Source organism: Veillonella magna, from assembly GCF_959600285.1.
GTDB classification, from domain to species: Bacteria; Bacillota; Negativicutes; order Veillonellales; family Veillonellaceae; genus Veillonella_A; species Veillonella_A magna.
On the sequence record NZ_CAUGKU010000003.1, the window covers coordinates 109,563 to 132,833 of the forward strand.

Sequence of the window (23,271 nt, forward strand, 5' to 3'; positions counted from 1 at the left end):
TTATGGCATTTGTTAGATATTATGTAGGCGATATAGTAAAAATGAAGAAGACGCATCCCTGTGGTAGTGACGAATGGGAAGTGCGACGTATAGGGGTAGATTTTACTATGGTGTGTCGAGGCTGCGGTCACCAAGTTATGATCGCTCGCCCTAAATTTGAAAAGGCGGTTAAAAAGATTGTGTCTCGCGGACCGGAGGCCGTAGAGTAAGAAAGGAAGTGCGACATGGTTAAGCTTACAACCTATGCAGCCAAGGGAGGTTGTGCCTGTAAGATAGGGCCGCATATATTGGCAGGTGTGTTGCAGCAAGTTCGGGTACCGACGAATGAACATGTGCTGGTAGACATGAAAGGGGCTGATGATGCCGGCGTGTATCGCTTGACGGATGATGCGGCATTAGTACAGACCCTAGATTTTTTTACGCCCATCGTAGATGAGCCTCGTACCTTCGGGCGCATTGCGGCGGCAAATAGCGTCAGTGATATTTATGCTATGGGAGGACGGCCGTTGACAGCGATGAATATTGTAGGTTTTCCCGTGCCTTTGGTAGAGCAAGGTGTATTGACGGAAGTGTTAAACGGGGCGGCGGATATTCTGGAGTCTGCCGGGATTGCAGTAGTAGGCGGACACAGCATTGAAAACGAAACGCCTATTTTTGGTTTGTCCGTTACCGGAGTGATTCATCCCGACAAGGTATGGAAGAATAGCGGTGCTAAGGTTGGCGATGCATTGATTTTGACCAAGCCTATCGGTACCGGAATTATGAGCACTGCTTTGAAAGGCGGCGTCTTTGAGACCGGCACGCAAGAGGCGGCAAACAGTATGTTTACACTTAATAAAGCGGCGGCAGAAACGGCACAACACTTTACGGTACATGCTTGCACGGATGTGACCGGATTCAGTCTTATGGGACATGGGCGTGAGATGGCAGAGGGCAGTGATGTGTCTATTGTTATCAACACAGCGCAGCTGCCTTTGTTTACGGATACGGTGGAAGCGGCATCTATGGGATTGGTGCCGGCGGCAACGTATGGAAATCGTAAAGCCGTATCGGGTATTTGTTTTGCAGAAAACGTAGATGAAGTATGGAGCGATATTTGCTTTGACCCGCAGACATCCGGTGGATTGCTGTTGGCGGTGCCGCCGGAGGAAGCCGATGATTTAGTGAAGGCCATGCATGAGGCAGGTGTAGTTGCAGCAACGCGTATCGGTGAAGTAGTAACGAAAGGAGATTGCGCAGTATATGTCAAGTAAAGAAGTAGTAGTGGACGTACGGGGAAAATTATGTCCGGTCCCCGTTATTGAAAGTAAAAAAGCTATGGATGCTTCTCCGGAAGCGGTAATTGTTACCGTCGTAGATAATGAAGTCAGCCGAGATAATGTAATTAAGTTGGGGAAATCTAAAAAGTATGCGGTAGGTATTCAGCAACGCGGGAGTGCTTACTATATTCGAATGACGCCGCCGGGTAATGATATAGTGGCAAATCAGACAGAATCGACGGCTACAGTACATGAGAAAAAAGGAATTCCCGAAGTAGGCGGTCGTGTTCTTTTGATGACCAAGGACTATCTTGGTGAAGGCAGTGAAGAGTTGGGACGCTCCTTGATGAAGACATTCTGGTTTTGCTTGACGGAAGCCGATGTAAAACCGAAAAAGATTTTCTTCATTAACAGCGGCGTTAAAATGGTTGCGGAAGGATCGGAACACTTGGAAAATCTGCAGGCTTTGGCGGATGCAGGTGTAGAGATTGCGGCCTGCGGTATCTGTCTTGATTTTTATGGCTTGAAGGAGTCTGTTAAGGTTGGCACCATTACTAACATGTATGTTATTTCCGATTCGATGATGACGGAAGCCATGGTCACTCTGTAGGCTAAAGGATTAGGAACGCGCAATGGATACTTTGATTATGTTCACCAGTTATTATTTTGCTACTAAAGCAGAGACACTTTTCAAAGAAAAGGGACTGGTGATGAAGCTGATTCCTACACCACCGCAGTTACACCATGCATGTGGCTTGTGTATTTTGCTAAAGCGAGTAGATTTGGGAATGGCTTTAGGGTACATGCGAGATAATGGTATATCGCATTCCGGGGTATATAGCTACGGTGGATCGGCGAAAGATTGTGTAAAGCTATCGGCAGATGAATTGTTCGGTGCATCGCTTAGGGGATGAGTGAGCAGAAAATCATTGCCTAAGATGAGTCAGTAGAGATTATATAAAATTTTATAAAACGATGTAAAAAGACCATCAGTTTTGCAAATGCAAAGCCGATGGCCTTTTTGTTACAGTAATTTACTTATGGATCGTATTCTGTTTATACATTAAAACGGAAGTAGGTTACATCGCCGTCTTTCATGACATAGTCTTTGCCTTCTAAGCGAACAAGACCTTTTTCTTTGGCTGCATTTTGACTGCCGCAGGCAATGAGGTCATCATAGGCAACAATTTCTGCACGTATAAATCCTTTTTCTATATCGGAGTGAATTTTGCCGGCAGCTTGCGGCGCCTTAGTGCCGTCTACGATCGTCCAGGCACGCGCTTCCATTTCACCGGCTGTAAAAAAGTTAATCAAACCGAGCAAACTGTAGCTGGCTTTAATGAGCTTATCAAGACCACTTTCGGTTACGCCTAAATCTTCGAGGAAGGCTTTGGCTTCTTCGTCGGAGAGCTCGGCGATTTCCGATTCGATACGTGCCGACACGACAACGACACCGGAACCTTCCTTAGCTGCGTATTCTTGTACACGCTTAACGTAGTCGTTACCGGAATAATCAGACACTTCATCTTCGGAAATGTTAGCTACATACAAGGATTTCTTGGCCGTTAAGAGAGTTAACTCCTTGAGCATATCCAGTTCTTCTTCTTCAAGACCAAGCGCACGCACCGGAATAGCTTCGCTAAGTGCAGCAGCTACTTTTTCTAATACCGGCAATTCGGCACGAGCTGCTTTATCACCGCTTTTGGCAATCTTTTCAATACGTTGCTGACGTTTTTCGACACTGTCCAAATCGGCCAGACATAATTCGGTATTGATAATTTCAATATCACGAATCGGATCGATAGAGCCGGATACATGTGTGATGTTAGGATCATCAAAGCAACGAATTACTTGGGCAATCGCATCTACCTGACGAATGTGACTGAGAAATTTGTTGCCCAACCCTTCGCCTTTGGAAGCTCCGGCTACGAGACCGGCAATGTCTACGAAGCGCATTGCGGCAGGGACAATTTTTTTTGACTTAAACATTTCAGCCAAGACGTTAATGCGTTCGTCCGGCACATCAACGACGCCTACATTTGGTTCGATGGTACAGAACGGATAGTTAGCTGCTTCCGCTCCGGCTTTTGTAATAGCATTGAATAGGGTACTCTTGCCGACGTTCGGCAAGCCTACAATACCTACTTCTAAATTTGTACTCATGTGTTCACCTCAAAATCATAGCGCACCTATTTTCATAGATGCGCTGTAACCATAATTTATTTTATTATAGCATTATAAATAGTGAGCACGCAATTCTTCTTCCGTTTTCGGCGACAACCATGCCGGCGGAATATCGAATACAGTGAAGGCACCGCGACCACCGTGACTGGCCAAACGATAGAGGCCGCGGGCGAAGGCGGTTAAGACAGAACCGGTGAATTCCGGATTACTGTCAAGCTGTAAAGAAAATTCATAAATATGTTTAGTTCCTTCTGTGGTTTCACCGCTGCGGATGACGAAGCCACCATGAGGAATGCCTTTGTGATTGGCATCGAGTTCTTCTTGGGAAATGAAGTTAACCGTTGTATGATAGCCTTCAAAGTAGTTCGGCATCGTTTTGATTTCTTTTTCGATAGCTGCTTTGTCGGCACCATCTTCTACGACTACGTAGCATTCGCGATCATGGGAAGAGGTGGCAGTTACTTCCGGCGTTTCACCATTGCGGATTGCGTCGATGATTTCTTTCTTCGGCACCGTATACTGGCGAGCATCTACAACACCTTTGATGCGACGAATGGCATCGGAGTGACCTTGGCTTACGCCACGACCCCAGAAGGTGTAGGATTCTCCGTGCGGCAATACGCTTTCGCCGTACACACGCTGCAAGGAGAACATACCCGGATCCCAGCCGCAGGAAATGAGACCGGCTTTACCGGAGGCAAGGGCTGCCTTTTTTACATTCTCGAAGTGTTCCGGAATGCGGGCGTGGGTATCGAAGCTGTCGATAACGTTAAAGTATTTTACAACTTCCGGTGTTTGCTCGATAAGGTCTGTAGCGGAACCTCCGCACAAGACCATGACATCGATTTTACCTTGAAAATCGGCGAGCTGATCCATTGTGTAGGTGGCTACACCGCTGTTGGTGGTGAGACCGGAACGACGAGAGAATACACCGATAAGTTCCATATCCGGCTGACGACCTACAGCAGCTTCTACACCGCGACCGAGGTTACCATAGCCTACGATACCAATTCTGATTTTGTTCATAGAGATACATCTCCTTTAAAATTTTTTGACTATACTTTGTAAAGAATATATTTAAATGGGCCCGCCGTCATAGGCGGGCCCGCATTTATAACGAGTGCGTTACCGCCGAGATGTTATCTTATTTAAAAGACAACGTCTTGATGCGTTCGATAGCGCGTAATGTATTTTCGCGACTACCGAATGCGGTAAGGCGTAAATAGCCTTCACCGGATGGACCGAAACCGGAACCCGGCGTGCTTACGATGTGAACTTTTTCTAATAAGAGATCAAAGAGATCCCAGCTGGTCATGCCGGCCGGAGCTTTTAGCCAAATGTACGGTGCGTCTACACCACCGAATACGGTAAGCCCAATGCTTTCGAGACCTTCACGAATGATGCGGGCATTTTCTTTGTAGTAGGCGATGTTCTCGCGCGTCTGTTTGTAACCATCTTCGGTATATACTGCTTCGGCAGCACGCTGAATGATATACGGCACGCCATTGAACTTGGTGCACTGACGGCGGTTCCACATCGGATTAAGCTGTTTGCGTTCGCCATCTTTAGTACGGGCAGTCACTTCCTTAGGAACAATGGTGTAAGCGCAACGAGTGCCCGTAAAGCCGGCCGTCTTGGAGAAAGAACGGAATTCGATGGCTACTTCGCGAGCGCCTTCGATTTCGTAAATGCTGTGAACGGTGTCTTCACTGGAAATGAATGCTTCGTATGCGGAGTCGAACATGAGGATAGCATCGTTTTGTTTACACCAGTCAACCCATTCTTTTAGGCGGGCACGGCTGAGTACGGTTCCTGTAGGATTGTTAGGGCAGCAAAGATATACAATATCAACGCGTTCTTTCGGAATGTGCGGAGAGAAGTTATTTTCTGCCGTCGTCGGCAAATATACAACTTTTTCGAAGATGCCGTCAATAGCTTTACCGGTGCGGCCGCCCATGACATTACTGTCTAAGTACACCGGATATACAGGATCGGTAATGGCTACGATGTTGTCTTCGGCAAATAATTCTTGAATATTACCTACATCGGATTTAGCGCCATCGGAGATGAATACTTCATCGAGGGCAATAGTGATGCCCAACGGTGCATAGTCTTTTTCTACTACCGCTTTGCGCAAAAATTCATAGCCCTGCTCCGGACCGTAGCCACGGAAGGTTTCGGCATTGCCCATTTCGTCAACGGCTTTGTGAAGAGCGTCGATTACAGCCGGTACAAGCGGCAGTGTTACGTCGCCGATGCCAAGTCGAATGATGTCAGCATCGGGATGTGCCTTCTGAAACTCTTCTACTTTGCGTGCAATGTTCGCAAAGAGGAAGGAGCCTTGCAGGTTAAAATAGTTTTCATTTACGGTTGCCATAGGATAAATCCCCCTCAATTCTCATTCAGTAGTGGTGATGCATGCCGATAAGTTTATCGGAAAAATTGCCATTGCAGCATGCAATCGATTCATGTATGACTGTATTCATAGTATATAGAATATAGTCCGTTTCGAAAATTATTTTACTATAGAATTTATAAGGAATGCAATAAATAATTGAGAAGAAATATTGATTTATTGCATATGGCCATGCATAAAGTGCAATCTGTGGTAAATAAAAATAGCAATATATATAAAAATGTAATATAAAAACACAAAACAACATAAAATAATTTACATAATTAACAAATAATGATATATTGTAATCACAAAGTTGCAACTAAACTATAATGTTTTAGTTATGGAAACGGGGTGGCCGTATGTTAAAGGACAGAATGAGCGCAGTAGCTTACAAATGGTTTACATTTGTAGTACTCGTATTAGGCGGAGGTACTATATTTAAGCTTTCTTCGTTAAAGGATGCTTTCTATGTACCGATGCAAGAGTTTATGGGTTTATCAAACACGCAGATAGGTATGGCGTTATCCGTATATGGTTTAGTACAAACTATCGGTAACTTTGCCTCCATCTACTTGGCGGACAGATTTTCAAAACGAAAGATGATTTCTATCTCTTTGGTGGGCATTGGTTTAACCGGTATTTATATTTCTACGTTCCCGGGATATATGGGTATTTTAATCTCTTGGGCCTTACTTTCGTTCTGGGGAGAAATTGTGTATTGGCCGGTACTGCTCAAAGCGGTGCGCTTGTTGGGTACGAGTGAAGAGCAGGGCCGTTTGTTTGGTTTTCTGGAAGCCGGGCGCGGTATTGTCGATACCATAGTTGCCTTTACTGCGTTAGCTATTTTCGTTGGACTGGGCGAAACTGCATTTGCTTTGCGCGGATCTATTTTATTCTACTCCGGCATTGTTATTGCCGTAGGGATCGTATCCTACTTTTTAGTAGAGGATGACAAAGTGTCGCAAGAAGTTTTGGAAGGTAAAGTGTCTCAGTCTAAGGTAGCGTTTGATGGCATGCTGAAAGCAATTAAAATGCCTGAAATTTGGGTAGTCTCCTTCATGATTTTCTCCGTGTACTCTGTATATTGCGGTCTTACATATTTTATTCCGTTCTTGAAAGATATTTATGGATTACCGGTGGCATTGGTCGGTGCATACGGTATTATTAACCAGTACGGTCTTAAGATGGTAGGCGGTCCTGTAGGAGGCTTCTTGGTAGATAAAAAATTCCATTCGCCTATTCGCTATACTCGTGTAGCGTTGATTATTGCTATTATATATATGGTTATCTTCATGATGTTACCGCATAAGAATTTTAATGTGTACCTAGGGATGGTTTTGACATTGGGATATGGTGCCATTATATTTACTATGAGAGCCGTATTTTTTGCTAATGTCGATGAAATTGATGTGCCGCGAGATATTTCCGGGGCAGCTATGAGTATTGCCTGCATTCTGGGATACGCACCGCAACTGTTTTGCTTTGCGCTTTATGGATATTTATTGGACTCGTATCCGGGATTTACGGGTTATCAATTCGTATTCAGTTGCATGATTGGATTTTCTATCTTGGGCGTTATCATTTCTATAGTGTTGTTGCGCATGGTTAAACGCAGAAAGGCAATGGTGCAGTAATGAAATTAGGACTGGAAACCGAAAGTCTGCACTTATGGTTTCAGCATAAGCGGATGGATATTTTTGGTTTTATCGATAAGGCTCATGAGTTGGGACTGGACGGTGTTCAGATTAATGTAATCAAGGATTATAATCTTGATGAACAATGGGGAACATTGGGCAGTGCCGATGAAACTCATTTGAAAAAAATTAAAGATAAGCTCAAGGCGTATGATATGTACGTGGAACTTGATATGCGTAATCTTGAGTATGAACGGTTGACAGAAGTATTGCGCGTAGCACATATATTAGGAGCGCGCTTTGTCCGTTCTTACGTACCCATTACGATTAATCGATCGGCGCTCGCAACAGCAGCAGAGGGTGCGTATGACATTGTAAAAGTAAAGCAGGACTTTGATCCCAAAAACTTGCGGGATGCAGTGGAGGCCATTCGTCGTATCGAGCCATTGCTTAAAAAGTATCGCATTACACTATGTTTGGAAAATCATGAATATGAAACAGCAGACGAATTAGTAGCACTGGTACAGAAAATCGCGAGCCCCTGGGTGCAGTTGCTTTTTGATTTCGGAAATTCTATGATGGCCTGGGAGGATCCGATGGCAGCAGTGCGAAAGATGGCTCCTTATGTAAAGATGACACACTGTAAGGATCATGTAATTATTCCCGATGAATCATCGGAGTTTGGCTATGTTGTATGCGGTGTGCCCATCGGTGAAGGCAATTTAGATGTGCCGGCTCTATTTGATGTATTGTATGAAAACTCACCGGTAGAGCGTTTGAATATTGAAATGTGCTATCCCTACTGTGCCGAGTTTAAGCGCTCGGTTGGTACCGGTGGTGTATATGGCTGTGGCGAAGGCGCGTTTGCTATTCGGAATCCTCTATATCCTATTAAGCCATCACAGTATTACTATCCACATGAAGTATCTGAGGCTATGCTTGAACAATTGTTGGTTGATCAGATGCACGGTGTGGAAAAAAGTGTAAGCTATATAAAACGGATGTTGGCACAGTATGAGTAGAGATACGATTACAATGCGTGTATATGGCTAATGGTTTATAAGCTGTTGTCACGCAATACGGTCAAGAGGAAAAAGCGAATAACACAAACGAACTGTATTTAGTTGGGAAAAATTGCAAAATAAATATATAATTATTGTATTTTTACGATAGCGTAGTGTAAGATAAAAGAGATGGATGACGGTAACGTCGTCTGTCTCTTATTTGCAATGAAACAATTGACAAGGTGATGGTTTAAGACAGCACTAAATAAGATGCAAGAAGGCGTAGAACTTACAGTAATTTATGACTCGATCACAGTGGCTTACGGATAGAAGCAGTAAGGTGGTAATATGGGTATGGTAGAAGACTATTTACTCACACTTTCAGGACTGATTTGGGATAAGTACTTGATGGTGGCATTAATCGGTGTAGGCGTGTACTATACGGTAGCGACACGATTTGTACAAATTAGATATTTTACACGTGCTATTGCACAAGCCGTAGCAGGCATGCGCGGCAGCGGCCAGGGCAGTGGCGAGGGGACATTATCTTCATTTCAGGCGTTGACCAATGCGTTAGCCAGTTGCGTAGGCAACGGCAATATTGTCGGTGTAGCAACGGCAGTCGCCAGCGGAGGTCCCGGAGCTGTCTTTTGGATGTGGCTTACGGGAATTGTCGGTATGGCTACGAAATATGCGGAAATTGTGTTGGGTATTTTATACCGCGAGAAGAATAAAAAAGGGGAATACGTAGGAGGACCTATGTATTACATCAAAAAGGGCATGAAGCTTCCTTGGTTGGGTGCGCTGTTTGCCATACTTATGTTTATGCAGATTTGCGGTGGCGGACTTATTCAGGCCAATGCTTTGTCCGGTGTGCTTATGCATACCTTTGATATTCCCGGCTATCTTATCGGTATCTTTTTATGTATTATGGTCTTTCTTGTTGTTGTCGGCGGAGTCACTCGGCTAGGGCGAGTGACGGAACGACTCGTACCTTTGATGGCCGTTTTGTATATCATAGGCTCGTTGCTTGTGGTAATCGTCCATTGGGACAGGGCCTTATTTGTATGGCAAATGATTATAGGCTCGGTGTTTTATCCTGAAAGTGCGCTCGGCGGCGTAGCCGGTTACGGTGTCAAGGAAGCGATGCGCTTCGGTGTGGCTCGCGGCCTTTACAGTAATGAAGCCGGGGAGGGATCGGCACCGGTGCTCCACTCGGCGGCACGAGTGAAAAGAGCACATACGCAAGGCCTCATGGGAATTGTTGAAGTGTTTGTAGATACCATTATTATTTGTAGCGTATCTGCTTTTACTATCATTGCGTCCGGCGTGTTTACGGAAGACCTATCACCGGCAGTATTTATTTTAACCGCTTTTGAAAACGTAAATTATTATTTGCGATATATCGTATTTTTTGCAGTCATTCTTTTTGCCTATTCCACGATTATATCGCAATGGTATTTTGGTAACGTAGCATTGGCCTATTTGGGATGCACGCGTTTAGCCGATAATTTTAAATATATTTTTATGACTATTATCTTTTTGGGAACCATTGCTTCCATAAAAATGGTTTGGATCTTGCAGGATGTTATATTAGGTATTATGATAATTCCTAACCTGTTGGCCTTGCTATGGCTCAGAGGTGATGTACTGAGGGAATTGCGGAGCGCGGAAGCGGGTTGTCCCGATAAAGCATAGCATATGGTATGAGTATGTCAGATAGAAAAGGAGTGTTTTCGATGTTAGCAGAAGAGCGTCATAAGTTTATTGTTGATTTGGTACGGGAACAAGGTACAGTAACAAAAAAAGAGTTAGCTAAGTTATTAAATGTGTCGGTAGAAACGATTCGCCGCGATTTAGAAGTGTTGACCAGCAATCAATTGGTTCGCAAGGTACACGGTGGTGTGGTGTCTAATAAGTTCTATACCGGTAAGTATCCGGAGATGGATTACGGTCGACGGAAACAATCGGAAAAATTAGAAAAATCGGAAATTGCTTTGACGGCCGTATCTTTTGTGGAAGATGGTACCAGCGTGGCTCTCAATTCGGGAACAACCAATGAAGCCGTAGCGCGGGAGCTCGCTTTTTGCGGAAAGCGTTTGACTGTATTGACCAATTCGTTGACCATCGTAGATATTCTGCGAGAAGATCCGAAGATTCAAGTAATTCTTTGCGGTGGCCGTTTTGATCGTGAAGAAAATGCGTTCTTCGGCGCGTTGGCTACACAGTTCTTGGATAACTTCTCCGTCGATCTTTTGTTCCTCGCTGTATCCGGTGTAGATCTTTTCAAAGGCTGTACCGATTATAAAGATGAAGAAGCAAGCTTGGAGAAAAAAATGGTTGCCATTTCGTCCAAAGTTATTGTATTGTCCAGCTCGAATAAAATTAATTCGGCATCACTACTTCATATTTGTGGTTTGGATCAAGTAAGTTTTATTATTTCCGATAGTAAACTAGATAAAGAGGTAGTAAAGCGCTATGCCGAAATGGGTCACGACATTGTTGTGGCCAATCCGAGAGGTCGTTCTTTATTAGAAGACCTGGATGATTAGTATATAGGTTCACTGTGACTATAAAGTAATTAACAATAAAAATACTCTTATATTTAGGTGCTTGGAAAAACAAGGCACGTAGAATATAAGGGTGTTTTTTATGCCGGGATGAGAATACTAATGGGAGTTATGGGACAAAACGTGTTAGTCTAAGAGTCGATGGAGCTTGGTCCACTTCCTACAAGGAGTTATTGCTATACAGAAGATATTTTCCCACTACCCTTTGCGGTGTTACGTACTGGCTGATGGGCAATGCAGTAAAGTACTTTTCCTTGGATGTTGGCACTAAGACAATTACAGGGGTAGAAGGTTTGATACGCATTTCTTGGGCAACATCGTTAGGGAATTTTTTAGGCATACCTTCTCTAAACGATTGCCACCGACTTGTGTTGGGTATATCGTCCGGCAATAATAAATAGGCTTCGCGACCGCTGTAGAAATTAAAGGAAGTGGCAAAGGTGTAATAGATATAGATATCGCCTGTATAGTCCTTTGGTATAGCGGTCGAAGCTTCGCGAGCGGAAGCGTCTTCGATAACAGGTAACAGCGCATAGGATAAGGTGCCGTAGAAAACAATCATAGCTATAATGACGGATCCGAGAAGGCGTAAACGATGACGGTAATGTTGAAGGATGAGAAGGGCGTCGACTATAGCCATACTCCAAATGGCCAGACGAGCTTCGGGAAAGAACAGCGGTGCTGCGATGGATAGACCTAACAGCAGAAGAAAAAAGGGAAGAACCATAACCGGTAGCGTCAAGCGTTTGGAAGACAGACGTGCGGATAGGCGAAGAGCACCATCGGCGATAAGGTAGGTCAGTGGAATTAGGGCAATGAAGGTATAGGTTATATACTTGGTTGACATAAGTGAGTAAAATAATAACGTACCCATAAGCCAAACAAGAGTATAAACGATAAGCGGCGATAAGTGGCGGCGCAGTCGTAACAGTTGACGCATTTCATAAATGATAAGGCCGGTCCAAGGTAGAATTTGTACTACCAAAAGGAGTAAGTAATAATACCAAACGTCCATTTCGGGATGTTCGGATACAGTAGCACGTACTACATTATGAAGTCCGAGAAATTCCATTACATAGTCGGCCCCGTGTAGGTAATACATGTAGCCATACCATGGCACGGCTATAAGAGCGCATATGAAAAGCCCCCATGGAGAAAAAAGACGTAAACAATCTTTATAGCGACGGGTAAAGAGACAATAGATGAGGAGAATCAGTCCCGGCAATACAAGACCTACAGGACCTTTGGTAAGAATAGAAAGACCGGCACAAGCATAGGCAATGATAATATGTTTCGTAGCTAATGGCGAAGTTGCTTTAGCAGTATCGGTAGTTAGGTTAGCGTGTGTGGTATACGTGTTGAGTCCTTGATAGGCATGATAGAAAATTCCTAAGGTGAACAAATACAAATAACCATCGGTGACGATGGCATGAGAGATATACCAAAATTGAAGCGAGGTGCCTAAGACAGCAGCGGCTATAAGACCGGGCAGATACCGGTGAGTTAATTTACGCCACACTAAAAATGTAGTACCGATAGTAAGTGCAGCGGTACAAAGTGACGGCAAGCGGAGCGCAAAGTCGCTGTTGCCGAAAAGTGACATAGACGCTAACAGCCCCCAATATACCAGGATAGGTTTATCAAACCATGGTGCACCATAGATACGCGGTGTTAAATAATCGTGAGTCTGCATCATTTCAGTAGCGGTAAGCACGTAATTGGATTCTACCGGATCGGTGACGGGCATATGCCATGTAAAGAGAGAATAGAATAAAAAGGTAAAAACGGCTAAGCCACCGGCCGTTAAGTAATCGCGCTTTGTCATAAGTATCTCCTTTGATTTGCTTGTTATGGTAGAAAGATTAGTGCATTATCGGGAAAAACTGCCTATAATAAGACCATAACAGACTATTGTATATATGATAGCATTATACGAGCGTAACGCATAGCGATTGGACCATGCGAATTTTCTATAAAGGGGCGTGACAATTTGATAACGCATATCTTCCTTACAACAATAGTTCCTATTTTGGCGATGGTAGCAATTGGTTTTGCTATGGATCGTAAATTTTCTATGGACTTGGATACTTTGAGTAAAATTAATTTTTACGTTGTATCGCCGGCCTTTTTGTTTACCAACACTTACACATATGTATTTACGCCGGAAAGCAGCCAAGTTATTTGGTTGACTGTTATTGGCTTTGCGGTGACTTGGTTGGGAAGTTGGTTGCTAGAACGCGCATCACGTATGGATACGGCGCGAGCCGGCATTATGCGTAATGCGATTTTGTTTAATAACTGTGGTAATATCGGAGTTCCACTAATTGTTTTTATTTATTCCAACGAACCTTTTTTGCAAGGCGGTGAAGCGATTTGGTTACAAGCGGCAATTGGCATTCAAATTGTAGTGTTTGCTTTTCAAAATATTGTAACTAATAGCTTTGGTTTTTATTTTGCCGGTTCGGGTAAAATGAGCGCACGCGATGCATTGGCTATTGTATTTAAGATGCCAATTATTTATTCTATTGCTTTGGCGTTAGCTCTCAATGTAGGTGGTGTGCCGATTAAGGACACGCCGATTTGGCCTATTATTTCTAATATCAGTAATGCGTTGGTAATGATTGCCCTTTTTACCTTGGGCGTGCAATTATCGCGGACGCCTTTTAATTTTTGGAGTGGCCCCGTGCTTTGGGGGAGTGCGGGACGACTTATTATGGGGCCGCTTCTCATGTGGCTTACCATTGTAGGCTATAGTTTGTGGATAGAACCGGTAGGATCATTGGTAAGCCAAGTGCTTATTATTTCGGCGGCTGTTCCCAGTGGAGTTACGACAGCACTTATCGCGGCAATTCTCCACAGTCATGCGGATTATGCGACTCAGCTGGTAGTTGCGACTACCGTATTGTCTGCAGTAACATTACCTTGTGTGATTATGTTTTCGTCGTGGCTGTGAAAATAGTTAGTCCGAGTATGAATGTAGAAAAGAGACCTCTTTGCATTATGGCAAGGAGGTCTCTTTTTATTGTCGTCTCATCGGTTGGCGGAAATATTTATCTCTTAATAGGTTGTAAATTTATTTCAAATGTATTTTATTTACCATTGAAAACTATCGCTGGAGGCAGCTTTTAAAAGGCTTTCTAAGTAGCGTGCACCAAGTACGATGTCGTCAAGATCAATGTGTTCGGCCGGATTGTGGCTAATACCGTTTTTACAAGGAATGAATACCATGCCAACCTTGGTGTAGTCACCCCAGTTCATGGCATCATGACCGGCACCACTGGGGAGTAACATATATGGATAACCGTTGTCGACGGCTACTTTTTCCATGAATGTCAGCATTTCCGGGGCAATAGGAAGCGGTGTTTGTTTAGACATTTCGTAAGTATCAATGACGATATCTCGTTTCTGAGCTACGTGTTGGATATTATTTAAGATGTGATCCACAACTTGCTTTTTAGCTTCAGCGGAAATACTGCGGATATCTATGCCTAAGGTAACTTCGCCGGGGATAACATTCATTACGCCGGGCACTGCATCAATAACTCCGACGGTAGCAACTACCGCAGGATGATTGGTTGCCTTGGCCGTGGCTTCTACGTCTAAAATGATTTCAGCAGCTGCGCATAAGCCATCCCGGCGAAGAGGCATCGGGGTGGCACCGCTGTGGTTGGCCGTGCCGTGAATACTTACTTTGTATCGAGTCGGAGCGGAAATACCGGTAACGATACCTAGAGGGCAGCCGGCTTCTTCCAGAACACTACCCTGTTCGATGTGTAATTCGAAGAATGCCTTTAAAGGGGATGTGTAAGGATCACTGCCTACTAAATCCGGTGAAAGACCACGGGATTTTAGTACATCGTATAAGGTGTTACCGTCTTTATCGGTACGCTCCTTTAAAAATTCCGGCGTTAATTCGCCGCGCATAGCTTGGCTGCCTAATGTGGCCACTCCGAAACGGCTGGATTCTTCGCACATGAAGAGGACAATTTCGATTGGACAATCCAATTCAATACCATCTTCTTGAATGCTTTGCAAGGCTTCGATGGCAGCTACGATGCCCGAGAGCCCGTCATAGTGACCGCCCATGGGGACACTGTCGGTATGGGAGCCGACCATAATAGCCGGAGCATTAGGATTTTTGCCTTCTAAGCGAGCAATAACATTGCCGAAGGAGTCTTCGCGAACTTTCATACCTAAGGACTCTAAGCGAGCAATTAAAAATGCGCGGGCTTGCCAGTCTGGATCGGTAAATGCCAGACGATTGATACCTGGAATACCGGGGATGACGCTGACAGTCCTGATGACATTGAAGTGTGTGGTAATACGTTCCTTGTTAATCATAAGCTTATACTGTATGCACGGCAGAACCGCACATCGCTTCCTTTCTATTAGAATCAAATAACTGTTATGTTTATTATAGCATTATGTAAAGGATAAAAAAGTATTTTATTTTATTTTCATTTATCTAGCCTATACTTACCATATATAGGCCTGTCTAGGCTTTTGTAGAAAACATGGTATAATAGGGCTGTACGGCCATCGAAGGTCGTATCCCGAATAGTCGTAAGTAATATGTAGAAGCGGAGATGCCGTACGATGGTTGACGGTTATTTGCTGCTTGGTACAGACGGAGGGTATATGAACTGGAAACAGGTAATGATGACAACATTGGTTTGTGTAAGTGTGTCGGCATCAGCCGGAGCCGCAAGTCATGGTATGCAAGAAGTACGTCCTAATGATTGGGCATACAAAGCGTTGGTAACGTTAGTTAAGCATGGTGCCATTACGGACACCCGTGGTTTAGTACTGGGAACACAGTCCTATACTCGTTATGAATTGACGCCGTTAATAGCAGAAGTTGTAGAAAAGCGAGAAGTAATGAATGATAGTGACAAGCAACTTGCTATTCGTCTATATAAGGAATATCGCGATGATTTGATGGATTATGAAGCAGAATTAGAAAAACGAGAAAATAGACGGGTATTGTCCGATGAAGAAATCGCACATAAGATGGATAACTTTCATATCGACACGAACCGCGTAAAGGTGGGCGGTGAAGTGCGTATTCGATATACGAACGGGGCCGGTCGCCACAGTAAAAATGATGCGAGGGCTTTGTTAGAGTTTACTATCGGTGGATCTGGAAAATCGGCACCGGATGAATTACAGCCTATTCAAAGAGGTGTAGTCGTATCTGCCGGTGAAGCTGTTACATTTACACCGGCTGAAGAAGCCGCACAGGATGTTAAGAACGAAACGAAGCATTCTAATGATTCCGGTAATACCCCTTCGAATGAAAACGTAATACAGCCATAGTAGCTGTGGTGGGGAGGTAGTTATAGATGATAAAAAAATTGAAGGAACAGTTGACGACCATGCATCAGAAGAATATGCAGGTATCAGAGGTATTTCGCTATATTGGGCCGGGAATTATCGTGACGGTAGGTTTTATTGATCCCGGTAACTGGGCCGCTAATTTAGCTGCCGGTGCCAGCTTTGGATATAATTTACTTTGGGTGGTTACATTGTCGACGATTATGTTGATCTTGTTGCAACATAATGTGGCGCATCTAGGAATTGTTACGGGACGATGCTTGTCAGAGTGTACATACCAGTTTTTACCGCGATGGTTATCTCGCATATTGCTTAGTACAGCCGGTATTGCGGCCGCAGCGACGGCTTTAGCAGAATTTATCGGCGCGGCTATAGCGTTAAAAATGCTGTTTCATATTCCTCTTTTGTGGGGATCGATACTGACGGCCTTGGTTTGTACAGGCATGCTGGTCACGAACTCTTATAGTAAATTAGAAAAAATTATTGCCGGTTTTGTATCGCTCATTGCGCTGGCTTACTTGGCAGAGCTTTCTATGGTGCATATTGATTGGCCTTTGGCGGGACGCTCGTGGGTGTCTCCGACATTACCGAATGAATCGATGCTGGTAGTACTCAGCATACTGGGGGCCGTTATTATGCCGCATAACTTGTTTTTACATTCGGAGATTATTCAGAGTCGGCAGTTCAACAAGCAGGATCCGGCTATTATGCGAAAGCAGTTGCGCTATGAGTTTATGGACACTATTTTTTCCATGGGAATTGGTTGGGCGATTAATTCGGCTATGATTTTGTTGGCGGCGGCTACCTTTTTTGTTGAGGGTATTGAAGTTACGGAATTGGAACAGGCGCAGGAATTGTTAGTACCACTTATTGGCCCATCGGCGGGTGTTATTTTTGCGATAGCTTTGCTCTTTGCCGGTTTTGCATCATCAGCTACGGCGGGGATGGCCGGTGCTAGCATTTTTGCTGGTATGTTTGGCGAGTCCTATGACATGAAAGATTTTCACAGTCGTGTAGGGTTGGCATTAACCTATGTTCCCGCACTGGTTCTTATCATGTTTATACAGGACTCGTTTAAAGCGCTGTTAGTATCTCAAATGTTTTTGAGTTTGCAGTTACCGATTACAATTTTTTTACAACTTTATCTGACGGGGTCTTATTCCGTAATGGGAATATATAAGAACAGAAAGTCGACGAGCATTATGCTGTGGAGTATCGGGATCATCGTGACAGTGATGAATATTTATTTGCTGTGTGTAGCCTAGGCAGAAGTCTTATAGATATGTGATGTCAGATATATCACAAATATGGCTTGTCGTGCTATAATGATAAAACGTAACTCCAGTGAGGGTAATATGAGGAGGATATAATGGCAGAAAAAGAAACTGAGAAACAAACGAGTAAAAAAGTATCCGATTATGAAGAAGTGGTTAATGAAGTTGCAGAAGAATTGTTAGCACAGTTGGCGTTCAGTGATGACGGTTCAGTTATTGAAATGTTTGAAGCAGGCAACTATGATCCGTGGCAGTTATTTTTATTCTTCGGGGCGGTAGAAAAAGCATTGCTTCAGTACCGTACGGATAAGCGTTGCAAAACCGTGTATATTCAGGTACCGCCGGAAGGATTGGCTACGCATGTGCCACCGGTTACGCCAATCAGCACGTTGTTAAAGCATCTTAGTATTGAGCGCATTGATGATTTTATGAATGATCGTTTGGAAACAGGTCGAGTGGTATATAACAGTCAGGAAATGATGTACGAAGGTGCAGATGTAAAAAATCGTCACGTTGTCATTCTCTGTGATATCATGCGCAAGGGTTCTGATTATCTGAATGAAATAATTAGTCTATGTCATGAAAATAAGGCATCTCACGTAGTAGCGGTGCCGATGATGTTATGGAACCCGGAATTAGAAGAACCGTCCGATAATGAGGGACAAGGCAAAAGCAATGAAGGTCATCGTCTCTCCTAGTAAGACTAAAAAAATAAAAGGGATACCGACGGCTCCATTGTTTGATGCGGCTATGACGGAACGTATTGTAGAGCATATGCAGAGTTTGTCCTTAGAGGCCATAGGGAAGGCCTTGAAGCTTACCCAGGAAAAAGCGATTGGAGTACAGGAATTTTTTACTCATTATGATGAGGCTCCCACGGGGTGTGCTGCTGAAAGCTATAATGGATTGGCTTTTAAAAATTTAAGTTGGGAAACATTGGACGAAGAATCTAAAACGTACGGAAAAGACGTGCTGATTGTTTTGTCTGCGCTGTATGGTGTACTTACTCCGGAAAGTCCTGTTAAGGACTATCGATTAGATTTGGTAGACGGTGTGCTGAAAGATCGCAAGGAGACACTGTATGATTGGTGGTGTCCTTCCGTAACGAGCTACTTTGCCAATGAAGATTGGATTTTAAATTTAGCATCAAAAGAGTATGCCAAGTTAGTGAACCACCCGCGTATGGTAACGGTAGAATTTTTAGAGGAAAAGAATGGAGTTTGGAAGCAGCTGAGCACATCGTCTAAGCAGATGCGTGGGCGATTGGCGCGATACGTATTGGAAAAACGTGTAGCACAACCCAGCGATCTTCCGGAGGTGCTGGATGATTTTGTTTTGGCTGGTATAAAATCAAATGAGTCGAGCCTTATTACGTATCGTCGACAGCACAAAAAAGTGTAACATGTATGATGAGGTAACTATGACAGTTTCAGAAATATTGCGCAAAGATTTAGCCGGGGCGGATATGCTTACGGTGGAGGAATTACGCTTCCTTATGAATTGTACTGACCAGGCCGATTTAGATGCGATTTATAAAAAGGCCTATGAAGTTAAAGCGCGTAACGTGGATACAGTAGCATACTATAGGGGACTCATTGAATTCTCTAACCGTTGTATCAAAAATTGCAAATACTGTGGGATTCGCCGTGAAAATGATAAGACAGAACGTTTTGACATGAAGCGGGATGACATTATTCGTATGGCGCAGTGGGCTTATGATCACGAATATGGATCTATTACTTTGCAATCCGGAGAACGTACCGATGATGCGTTCGTTGATTATGTAGTAGAGCTCATTCGAGATATCAAACGAATTGGCGATGGCTCGTTAGGAATTACTATGTGTGTAGGTGAACAGTCTGAGGACGCTTATCGTCGTATGGTAGAAGCCGGTGCCAGTCGGTATTTGTTGCGTATAGAAACGACGAATCGTGATTTGTATGAAACAATCCACCCTAAGGATGCGATGCACTCCTTTGATACGCGCATTGCGTGTTTGAAGGCATTGAGACGCGTTGGTTTCCAGGTGGGGACGGGTGTTATGATTGGATTACCGGGGCAGACGGAAGATGATTTGGTCAATGATATTCTCTTCTATCGAGATATGGATATTGATATGATCGGTATGGGACCCTACGTAGTACATCATGATACGCCGTTGGGACAGCAGGCGCTGGCTATGGGTATCGATAGTGAAGAAGGTAAATTACGTCGCATACAACTGGGGCTTAAGATGATTGCGTTAACACGACTTTTCTTAAAGGATGTTAATATTGCGGCAACAACGGCACTACAGGCTCTAGATCCGTTAGGGCGCGAGAAAGGTTTGTCGGCAGGAGCCAATATTTTGATGCCGATCATTACGATTCCGGAACACAGAGCAAAATATTTATTGTATGATAATAAGCCTTGTGTAGACGATAATGCAGATAAGTGCAAGGATTGCTTGACTCGCCGTGTTATGTCTATCGGAGATCGTGTTGGTTGGAAGCAAAATGGTGATTCGCGTCATTTTGGTAAAAGAACCGGTGCATTTTAATTAAAAAACGGGACTGTAGCAACTAGTTGTTACAGTCCCGTTTTATGAAGGAAAGCACCTGTGCTGTGGGGATGAATGTGTGTTGGATAAGACACAGGTGCTTTGGAAGATAGTAATTATTTTATCCATATCATCGGATGTGTATATGATATAAGAAAGGCTTAAAATAATTACTTATTTTATTATACAAAAGAATATTATAGGGTGAAATATTTTTTTGATTTGTGCACTAATAAAAAGAAAAATCCAAGTTTTATACAAAACTTGGATTCTTCTTTTTTGTTGGAGCCGATAATAGGACTCGAACCTACGACCTACTCATTACGAATGAGCCGCTCTACCAACTGAGCTATACCGGCATGTCTTTAATAATTATATTCACGAATAAAAGATTTGTCAATATAAATTTTCTCGTGGTTAAATTAATAAAATAGCGCCAAGCATTCATGGCTTGGCGCTATTTTATTAATTTAACTATGTATTATTTTTGTGGAGGAAGTCCGCGATTGGATAGCATCGTATTGATGTCTACACCGAGTAAAGCTCGATCTGCTTTATCTGTATCGATAGTTTGGATAATATCCTTTAGATGTTGTAAATCGTCAGGTGCTGTTTGTGGGTCGTACAGCGCCATCAAGCGATAGGCTCGTTGTCCATCTATATAAAGGACAGTCATGTAGTTAACAGAAGCATCATTTTGGCTACGCACTCCTTCAAAGTAAAAAGCTGGTATACCATTGTTATAGATAAAAGAGGAGTTGGTTACCATTGATAATTCTTGCGCAGTACCTAAATCATTGGCGATAAAGCTAAGGAATTTTTTGTTAGCGCCTAATTTTTTTATTGTAGGTAGCTGAAGATAGCTAACATTTTCGGTTAAGGTGATTACCGTATCGTTGTGTCGATATACGCGAATAGATGGGTTGCGTGATTTATCCGATGTTGTTGATTTTTTAGTATCCAGTTTAAACCCTTTTGGAATATAAAATGTAGTATCATCACTGGTGATAGGCTGTGCAGTACGCAGTGCTTCAGAAGAAGTACGCATTGATGGAAGAAGGATAGTAGCCCAATCCTTTACATTGGATGCAGCATCATTTTTTTGCGGTGTTATAGTGCCGACGGTATAATGAAAGTTGATATTGTCGCGAAGAATAAAATTACCTGTGTAGGCATAGAAAGAGTAACTATCTTCATTGTAAGGCATGGCATCCCAGTAAGGGGCAATCGCATTATCCTTCGGTAGTAGGCCTCCGCGTATGCGTTCCGGATAATCATAGCCTTCCTTTAAAATGTCGGTTAAGGTGGTATCGGTAAGAACTCGGTACGGAATTCCTTTTACCGTAGGAGAGCCGGTTCGGATAGCGGATTTTTCTGCAGCAGTAGTAGGCGTAGCTTCCAGAGCCCATACATGATCCGGTTCAGTAGTTAGTAATATTTTGGATGCATGATTACCGCGCACGTCTACACGGTATGGAGGTTCGGGAATAGTCAAACGATAATCGGTAGTGGGACTATGGCCGATAAGGATAGTATTGCTTTTGGCTAATTGTGTTAGGACCATTCCCGTCGGGGTGTTGCGATCCAGTTCGGGAAGGACCTTTGTGGCGATACTATCATTAGTTAAATCTTGGTGATAGGCTATTTGCCAAGCTGGGGTTTCGCCGGTAGCAGTCGAAACATCGGAGGCCCAAGGAAAGGCTGCTTGTACAGGAACGGAAAATCCCCCGGCAGCCAGGGCTAGACTAAATACAGTTGTCAGACATAATGAACGACAGAATGAATTCATAAAAAGGTTCCCTCGCTAACGTTACAATAGTATATATAAATGTGATAACACCTGTATTGTAACATATATTTTCATTAAGGGGGTGATAAATACGGTCGAATTTATAAAAGTTATTGAAAAATAAAACTGCGATATAAAAAAACGATATAACTAAATTGAGGAAATCCCTTGCGCAATTATAAAAATAGGAGTACTCTTATATAGAAAAATATAAATATAAGAATAAATCTCAAATAAAATAAAGGATATAAATTAGAAAGGAAAGTCGTATGGAAACCGTTGTAAATACAGTAAATGTATCTTTAGATGCATGGCGTGAAGAACAAAAGGCTTGGAATGATCGTTCAGATTTTTTTGTAGAGCTCCATGAACGTGATGACCGAAAAGCACAGGTAGTTTATTTTTTGAATTATTTAGAAAAGAAGGGGCTGTTACCTAAAGAGGGAGCGGCTACATTGGACATTGGCTGTGGTGTAGGTGATTATGCGTTGGGCTTGGCAAAGAAAGGCTATGAAGCGCATGGTATTGATTTGTCTGATGGTATGATCAAAGGAGGACAAGAACTAGCCAAGCGAGAAGGCACGGCGCTAAAGCTTTTTGTTGGGCCGTGGTCGGAAGAAACAAGGCAGTCATTGGAGTGGAATCGTAAATTTGATTTGACGTACAGCTTCTTTTGTCCAGTTATGTTTGATAAGGCAAATGTAGCGGCTATGTCTCAAACATCTAAAGATAAATGCTTGTTAGTTGTCTTTGCGGATCGTCATGATACTATAGTAGAAGCGTTGACACAGCATTTTTATGGCACACAGGATACGTTTGATTGGCAGTCTCAGGTAGATGGTTGTATTTCAGTGGCACGTCAGGTAGGAAAAGATGTAAATGTAGACTATATTACAACACCGGAAGAAGAAGCATTCGATATGGAAGCGGCTATTGAGTATTTTATGCTTCGGTTATATAGTGAAGAGTGGGGAACAAAGGATGCCATGAAGGCAGCTATGAAGGATGCTTTACAGCCGTATGTTAAGAAAGACGGTAGGGTACATAATGTAACGGAAGACAAAGTTGCATGGATTTCGTGGACAGTAAAATAAATTATCACTAAATGAATAGACCCGTATATATTTTTACCAGTAATCATGGACAGGCCAAGACTTCTGTATAAAATATGTACGGGTCTTTTCATAAAGTGAAATAGTTTAGAAATAATTTTGAGTAGTATCTAGAAAGAGGAACTAGCATATGGTGGTTAGTACTCTTTTCTAAAATTATTTTATTAATAGAAA

General features: G+C 43.2%; 21 protein-coding genes and 1 tRNA gene. 15 read left to right on the forward strand and 7 right to left on the reverse strand.

Going from position 1 to position 23,271, the window contains the following annotated elements; all coding sequences use genetic code 11:
* The first annotated feature begins 2 nt into the window (after positions 1-2).
* From Q5873_RS02960 to Q5873_RS02975, 4 genes are read left to right on the forward strand one after another with little or no spacing between them, the layout of a single operon-like run.
* Positions 3-209, forward strand: coding sequence for a DUF951 domain-containing protein (locus Q5873_RS02960; protein ID WP_288190749.1), 207 nt, complete (start codon positions 3-5; stop codon positions 207-209).
* Between the two features lie 15 nt (positions 210-224).
* Entirely contained in the window at positions 225-1,253 is a 1,029-nt protein-coding gene (gene selD, locus Q5873_RS02965; protein ID WP_288190750.1) for a selenide, water dikinase SelD, read from the forward strand.
* Positions 1,243-1,869, forward strand: coding sequence for a sulfurtransferase-like selenium metabolism protein YedF (yedF, locus tag Q5873_RS02970; protein ID WP_288759933.1), 627 nt, complete (start codon positions 1,243-1,245; stop codon positions 1,867-1,869). Before selD ends, yedF begins: the two co-directional genes overlap by 11 nt.
* A 22-nt stretch (positions 1,870-1,891) precedes the next feature.
* A complete protein-coding gene (locus Q5873_RS02975) occupies positions 1,892-2,173 on the forward strand; it encodes a putative Se/S carrier protein (protein ID WP_288302032.1) in 282 nt (93 codons plus the stop codon).
* Positions 2,174-2,315: 142 nt separating this feature from the next.
* On the opposite strand, the gene ychF is transcribed toward Q5873_RS02975, so the two are convergent.
* From ychF to Q5873_RS02990, 3 genes are all read right to left on the reverse strand, one after another.
* Complete coding sequence (gene ychF / locus Q5873_RS02980; protein WP_028254501.1) at positions 2,316-3,422, reverse strand: redox-regulated ATPase YchF; 1,107 nt, start codon at positions 3,420-3,422, stop codon at positions 2,316-2,318.
* Between the two features lie 72 nt (positions 3,423-3,494).
* A complete protein-coding gene (locus tag Q5873_RS02985) occupies positions 3,495-4,469 on the reverse strand; it encodes a diaminopimelate dehydrogenase (protein WP_028254502.1) in 975 nt (324 codons plus the stop codon).
* 118 nt (positions 4,470-4,587) lie between these two features.
* Positions 4,588-5,820 carry an LL-diaminopimelate aminotransferase gene (locus tag Q5873_RS02990; protein WP_303059165.1) on the reverse strand — a complete coding sequence of 411 codons (1,233 nt, stop codon included), beginning with the start codon at positions 5,818-5,820 and terminating at the stop codon, positions 4,588-4,590.
* A gap of 380 nt (positions 5,821-6,200) precedes the next feature.
* Between Q5873_RS02990 and Q5873_RS02995 the strand changes: the two genes are divergently transcribed.
* The 4 genes from Q5873_RS02995 to Q5873_RS03010 all read left to right on the forward strand — a co-directional run bounded on the left by Q5873_RS02995 (position 6,201) and on the right by Q5873_RS03010 (position 11,031).
* Entirely contained in the window at positions 6,201-7,475 is a 1,275-nt protein-coding gene (locus Q5873_RS02995) for an MFS transporter (RefSeq protein WP_303059166.1), read from the forward strand.
* Complete coding sequence (locus Q5873_RS03000; protein ID WP_303059167.1) at positions 7,475-8,497, forward strand: sugar phosphate isomerase/epimerase family protein; 1,023 nt, start codon at positions 7,475-7,477, stop codon at positions 8,495-8,497. Before Q5873_RS02995 ends, Q5873_RS03000 begins: the two co-directional genes overlap by 1 nt.
* Positions 8,498-8,827: 330 nt before the next feature.
* Positions 8,828-10,177 (forward strand): alanine/glycine:cation symporter family protein, encoded by a 1,350-nt coding sequence (locus tag Q5873_RS03005; protein ID WP_288302036.1) that lies wholly within the window; start codon positions 8,828-8,830, stop codon positions 10,175-10,177.
* 41 nt (positions 10,178-10,218) lie between these two features.
* Entirely contained in the window at positions 10,219-11,031 is an 813-nt protein-coding gene (locus Q5873_RS03010; RefSeq protein ID WP_276626438.1) for a DeoR/GlpR family DNA-binding transcription regulator, read from the forward strand.
* A gap of 178 nt (positions 11,032-11,209) precedes the next feature.
* On the opposite strand, the gene Q5873_RS03015 is transcribed toward Q5873_RS03010, so the two are convergent.
* The gene (locus Q5873_RS03015) at positions 11,210-12,874 is read right to left on the reverse strand and encodes an ArnT family glycosyltransferase (protein WP_303059168.1); all 1,665 of its coding nucleotides are present in this window, start codon (positions 12,872-12,874) and stop codon (positions 11,210-11,212) included.
* 165 nt (positions 12,875-13,039) lie between these two features.
* Here Q5873_RS03015 and Q5873_RS03020 point away from each other — a divergent pair, with 165 nt between their 5' ends.
* A complete protein-coding gene (locus Q5873_RS03020; RefSeq protein ID WP_288759946.1) occupies positions 13,040-14,002 on the forward strand; it encodes an AEC family transporter in 963 nt (320 codons plus the stop codon).
* Positions 14,003-14,142: 140 nt separating this feature from the next.
* Here the strand turns inward: Q5873_RS03020 and Q5873_RS03025 are convergent, their stop codons facing one another.
* Complete coding sequence (locus Q5873_RS03025; RefSeq protein WP_276626444.1) at positions 14,143-15,390, reverse strand: M20 family metallo-hydrolase; 1,248 nt, start codon at positions 15,388-15,390, stop codon at positions 14,143-14,145.
* Between the two features lie 297 nt (positions 15,391-15,687).
* On the opposite strand from Q5873_RS03025, the gene Q5873_RS03030 reads away from it, so the two are divergent.
* The 5 genes from Q5873_RS03030 to hydE all read left to right on the forward strand — a co-directional run bounded on the left by Q5873_RS03030 (position 15,688) and on the right by hydE (position 20,196).
* Positions 15,688-16,365, forward strand: a complete 678-nt coding sequence (locus Q5873_RS03030) for a hypothetical protein (protein ID WP_303059169.1) — start codon at positions 15,688-15,690, stop codon at positions 16,363-16,365.
* 26 nt (positions 16,366-16,391) lie between these two features.
* A complete protein-coding gene (locus tag Q5873_RS03035; RefSeq protein WP_288302040.1) occupies positions 16,392-17,648 on the forward strand; it encodes an Nramp family divalent metal transporter in 1,257 nt (418 codons plus the stop codon).
* 104 nt (positions 17,649-17,752) lie between these two features.
* Positions 17,753-18,355 (forward strand): hypothetical protein, encoded by a 603-nt coding sequence (locus Q5873_RS03040; RefSeq protein ID WP_288190323.1) that lies wholly within the window; start codon positions 17,753-17,755, stop codon positions 18,353-18,355.
* A complete protein-coding gene (locus tag Q5873_RS03045) occupies positions 18,312-19,058 on the forward strand; it encodes a YaaA family protein (RefSeq protein WP_303059170.1) in 747 nt (248 codons plus the stop codon). The genes Q5873_RS03040 and Q5873_RS03045 overlap by 44 nt, the downstream gene beginning before the upstream one ends.
* Positions 19,059-19,077: 19 nt before the next feature.
* A complete protein-coding gene (gene hydE / locus Q5873_RS03050) occupies positions 19,078-20,196 on the forward strand; it encodes a [FeFe] hydrogenase H-cluster radical SAM maturase HydE (RefSeq protein ID WP_288190324.1) in 1,119 nt (372 codons plus the stop codon).
* Between the two features lie 283 nt (positions 20,197-20,479).
* On the opposite strand, the gene Q5873_RS03055 is transcribed toward hydE, so the two are convergent.
* Together Q5873_RS03055 and Q5873_RS03060 are read right to left on the reverse strand one after the other, a co-directional pair.
* Positions 20,480-20,555: transfer RNA gene (locus tag Q5873_RS03055), tRNA-Thr, on the reverse strand.
* A 122-nt stretch (positions 20,556-20,677) separates the two neighbouring features.
* The gene (locus Q5873_RS03060; protein WP_303059171.1) at positions 20,678-21,985 is read right to left on the reverse strand and encodes a hypothetical protein; all 1,308 of its coding nucleotides are present in this window, start codon (positions 21,983-21,985) and stop codon (positions 20,678-20,680) included.
* A gap of 269 nt (positions 21,986-22,254) precedes the next feature.
* Here Q5873_RS03060 and Q5873_RS03065 point away from each other — a divergent pair, with 269 nt between their 5' ends.
* Positions 22,255-23,079, forward strand: coding sequence for a class I SAM-dependent methyltransferase (locus Q5873_RS03065; RefSeq protein ID WP_303059172.1), 825 nt, complete (start codon positions 22,255-22,257; stop codon positions 23,077-23,079).
* Positions 23,080-23,271 lie beyond the last annotated feature (192 nt).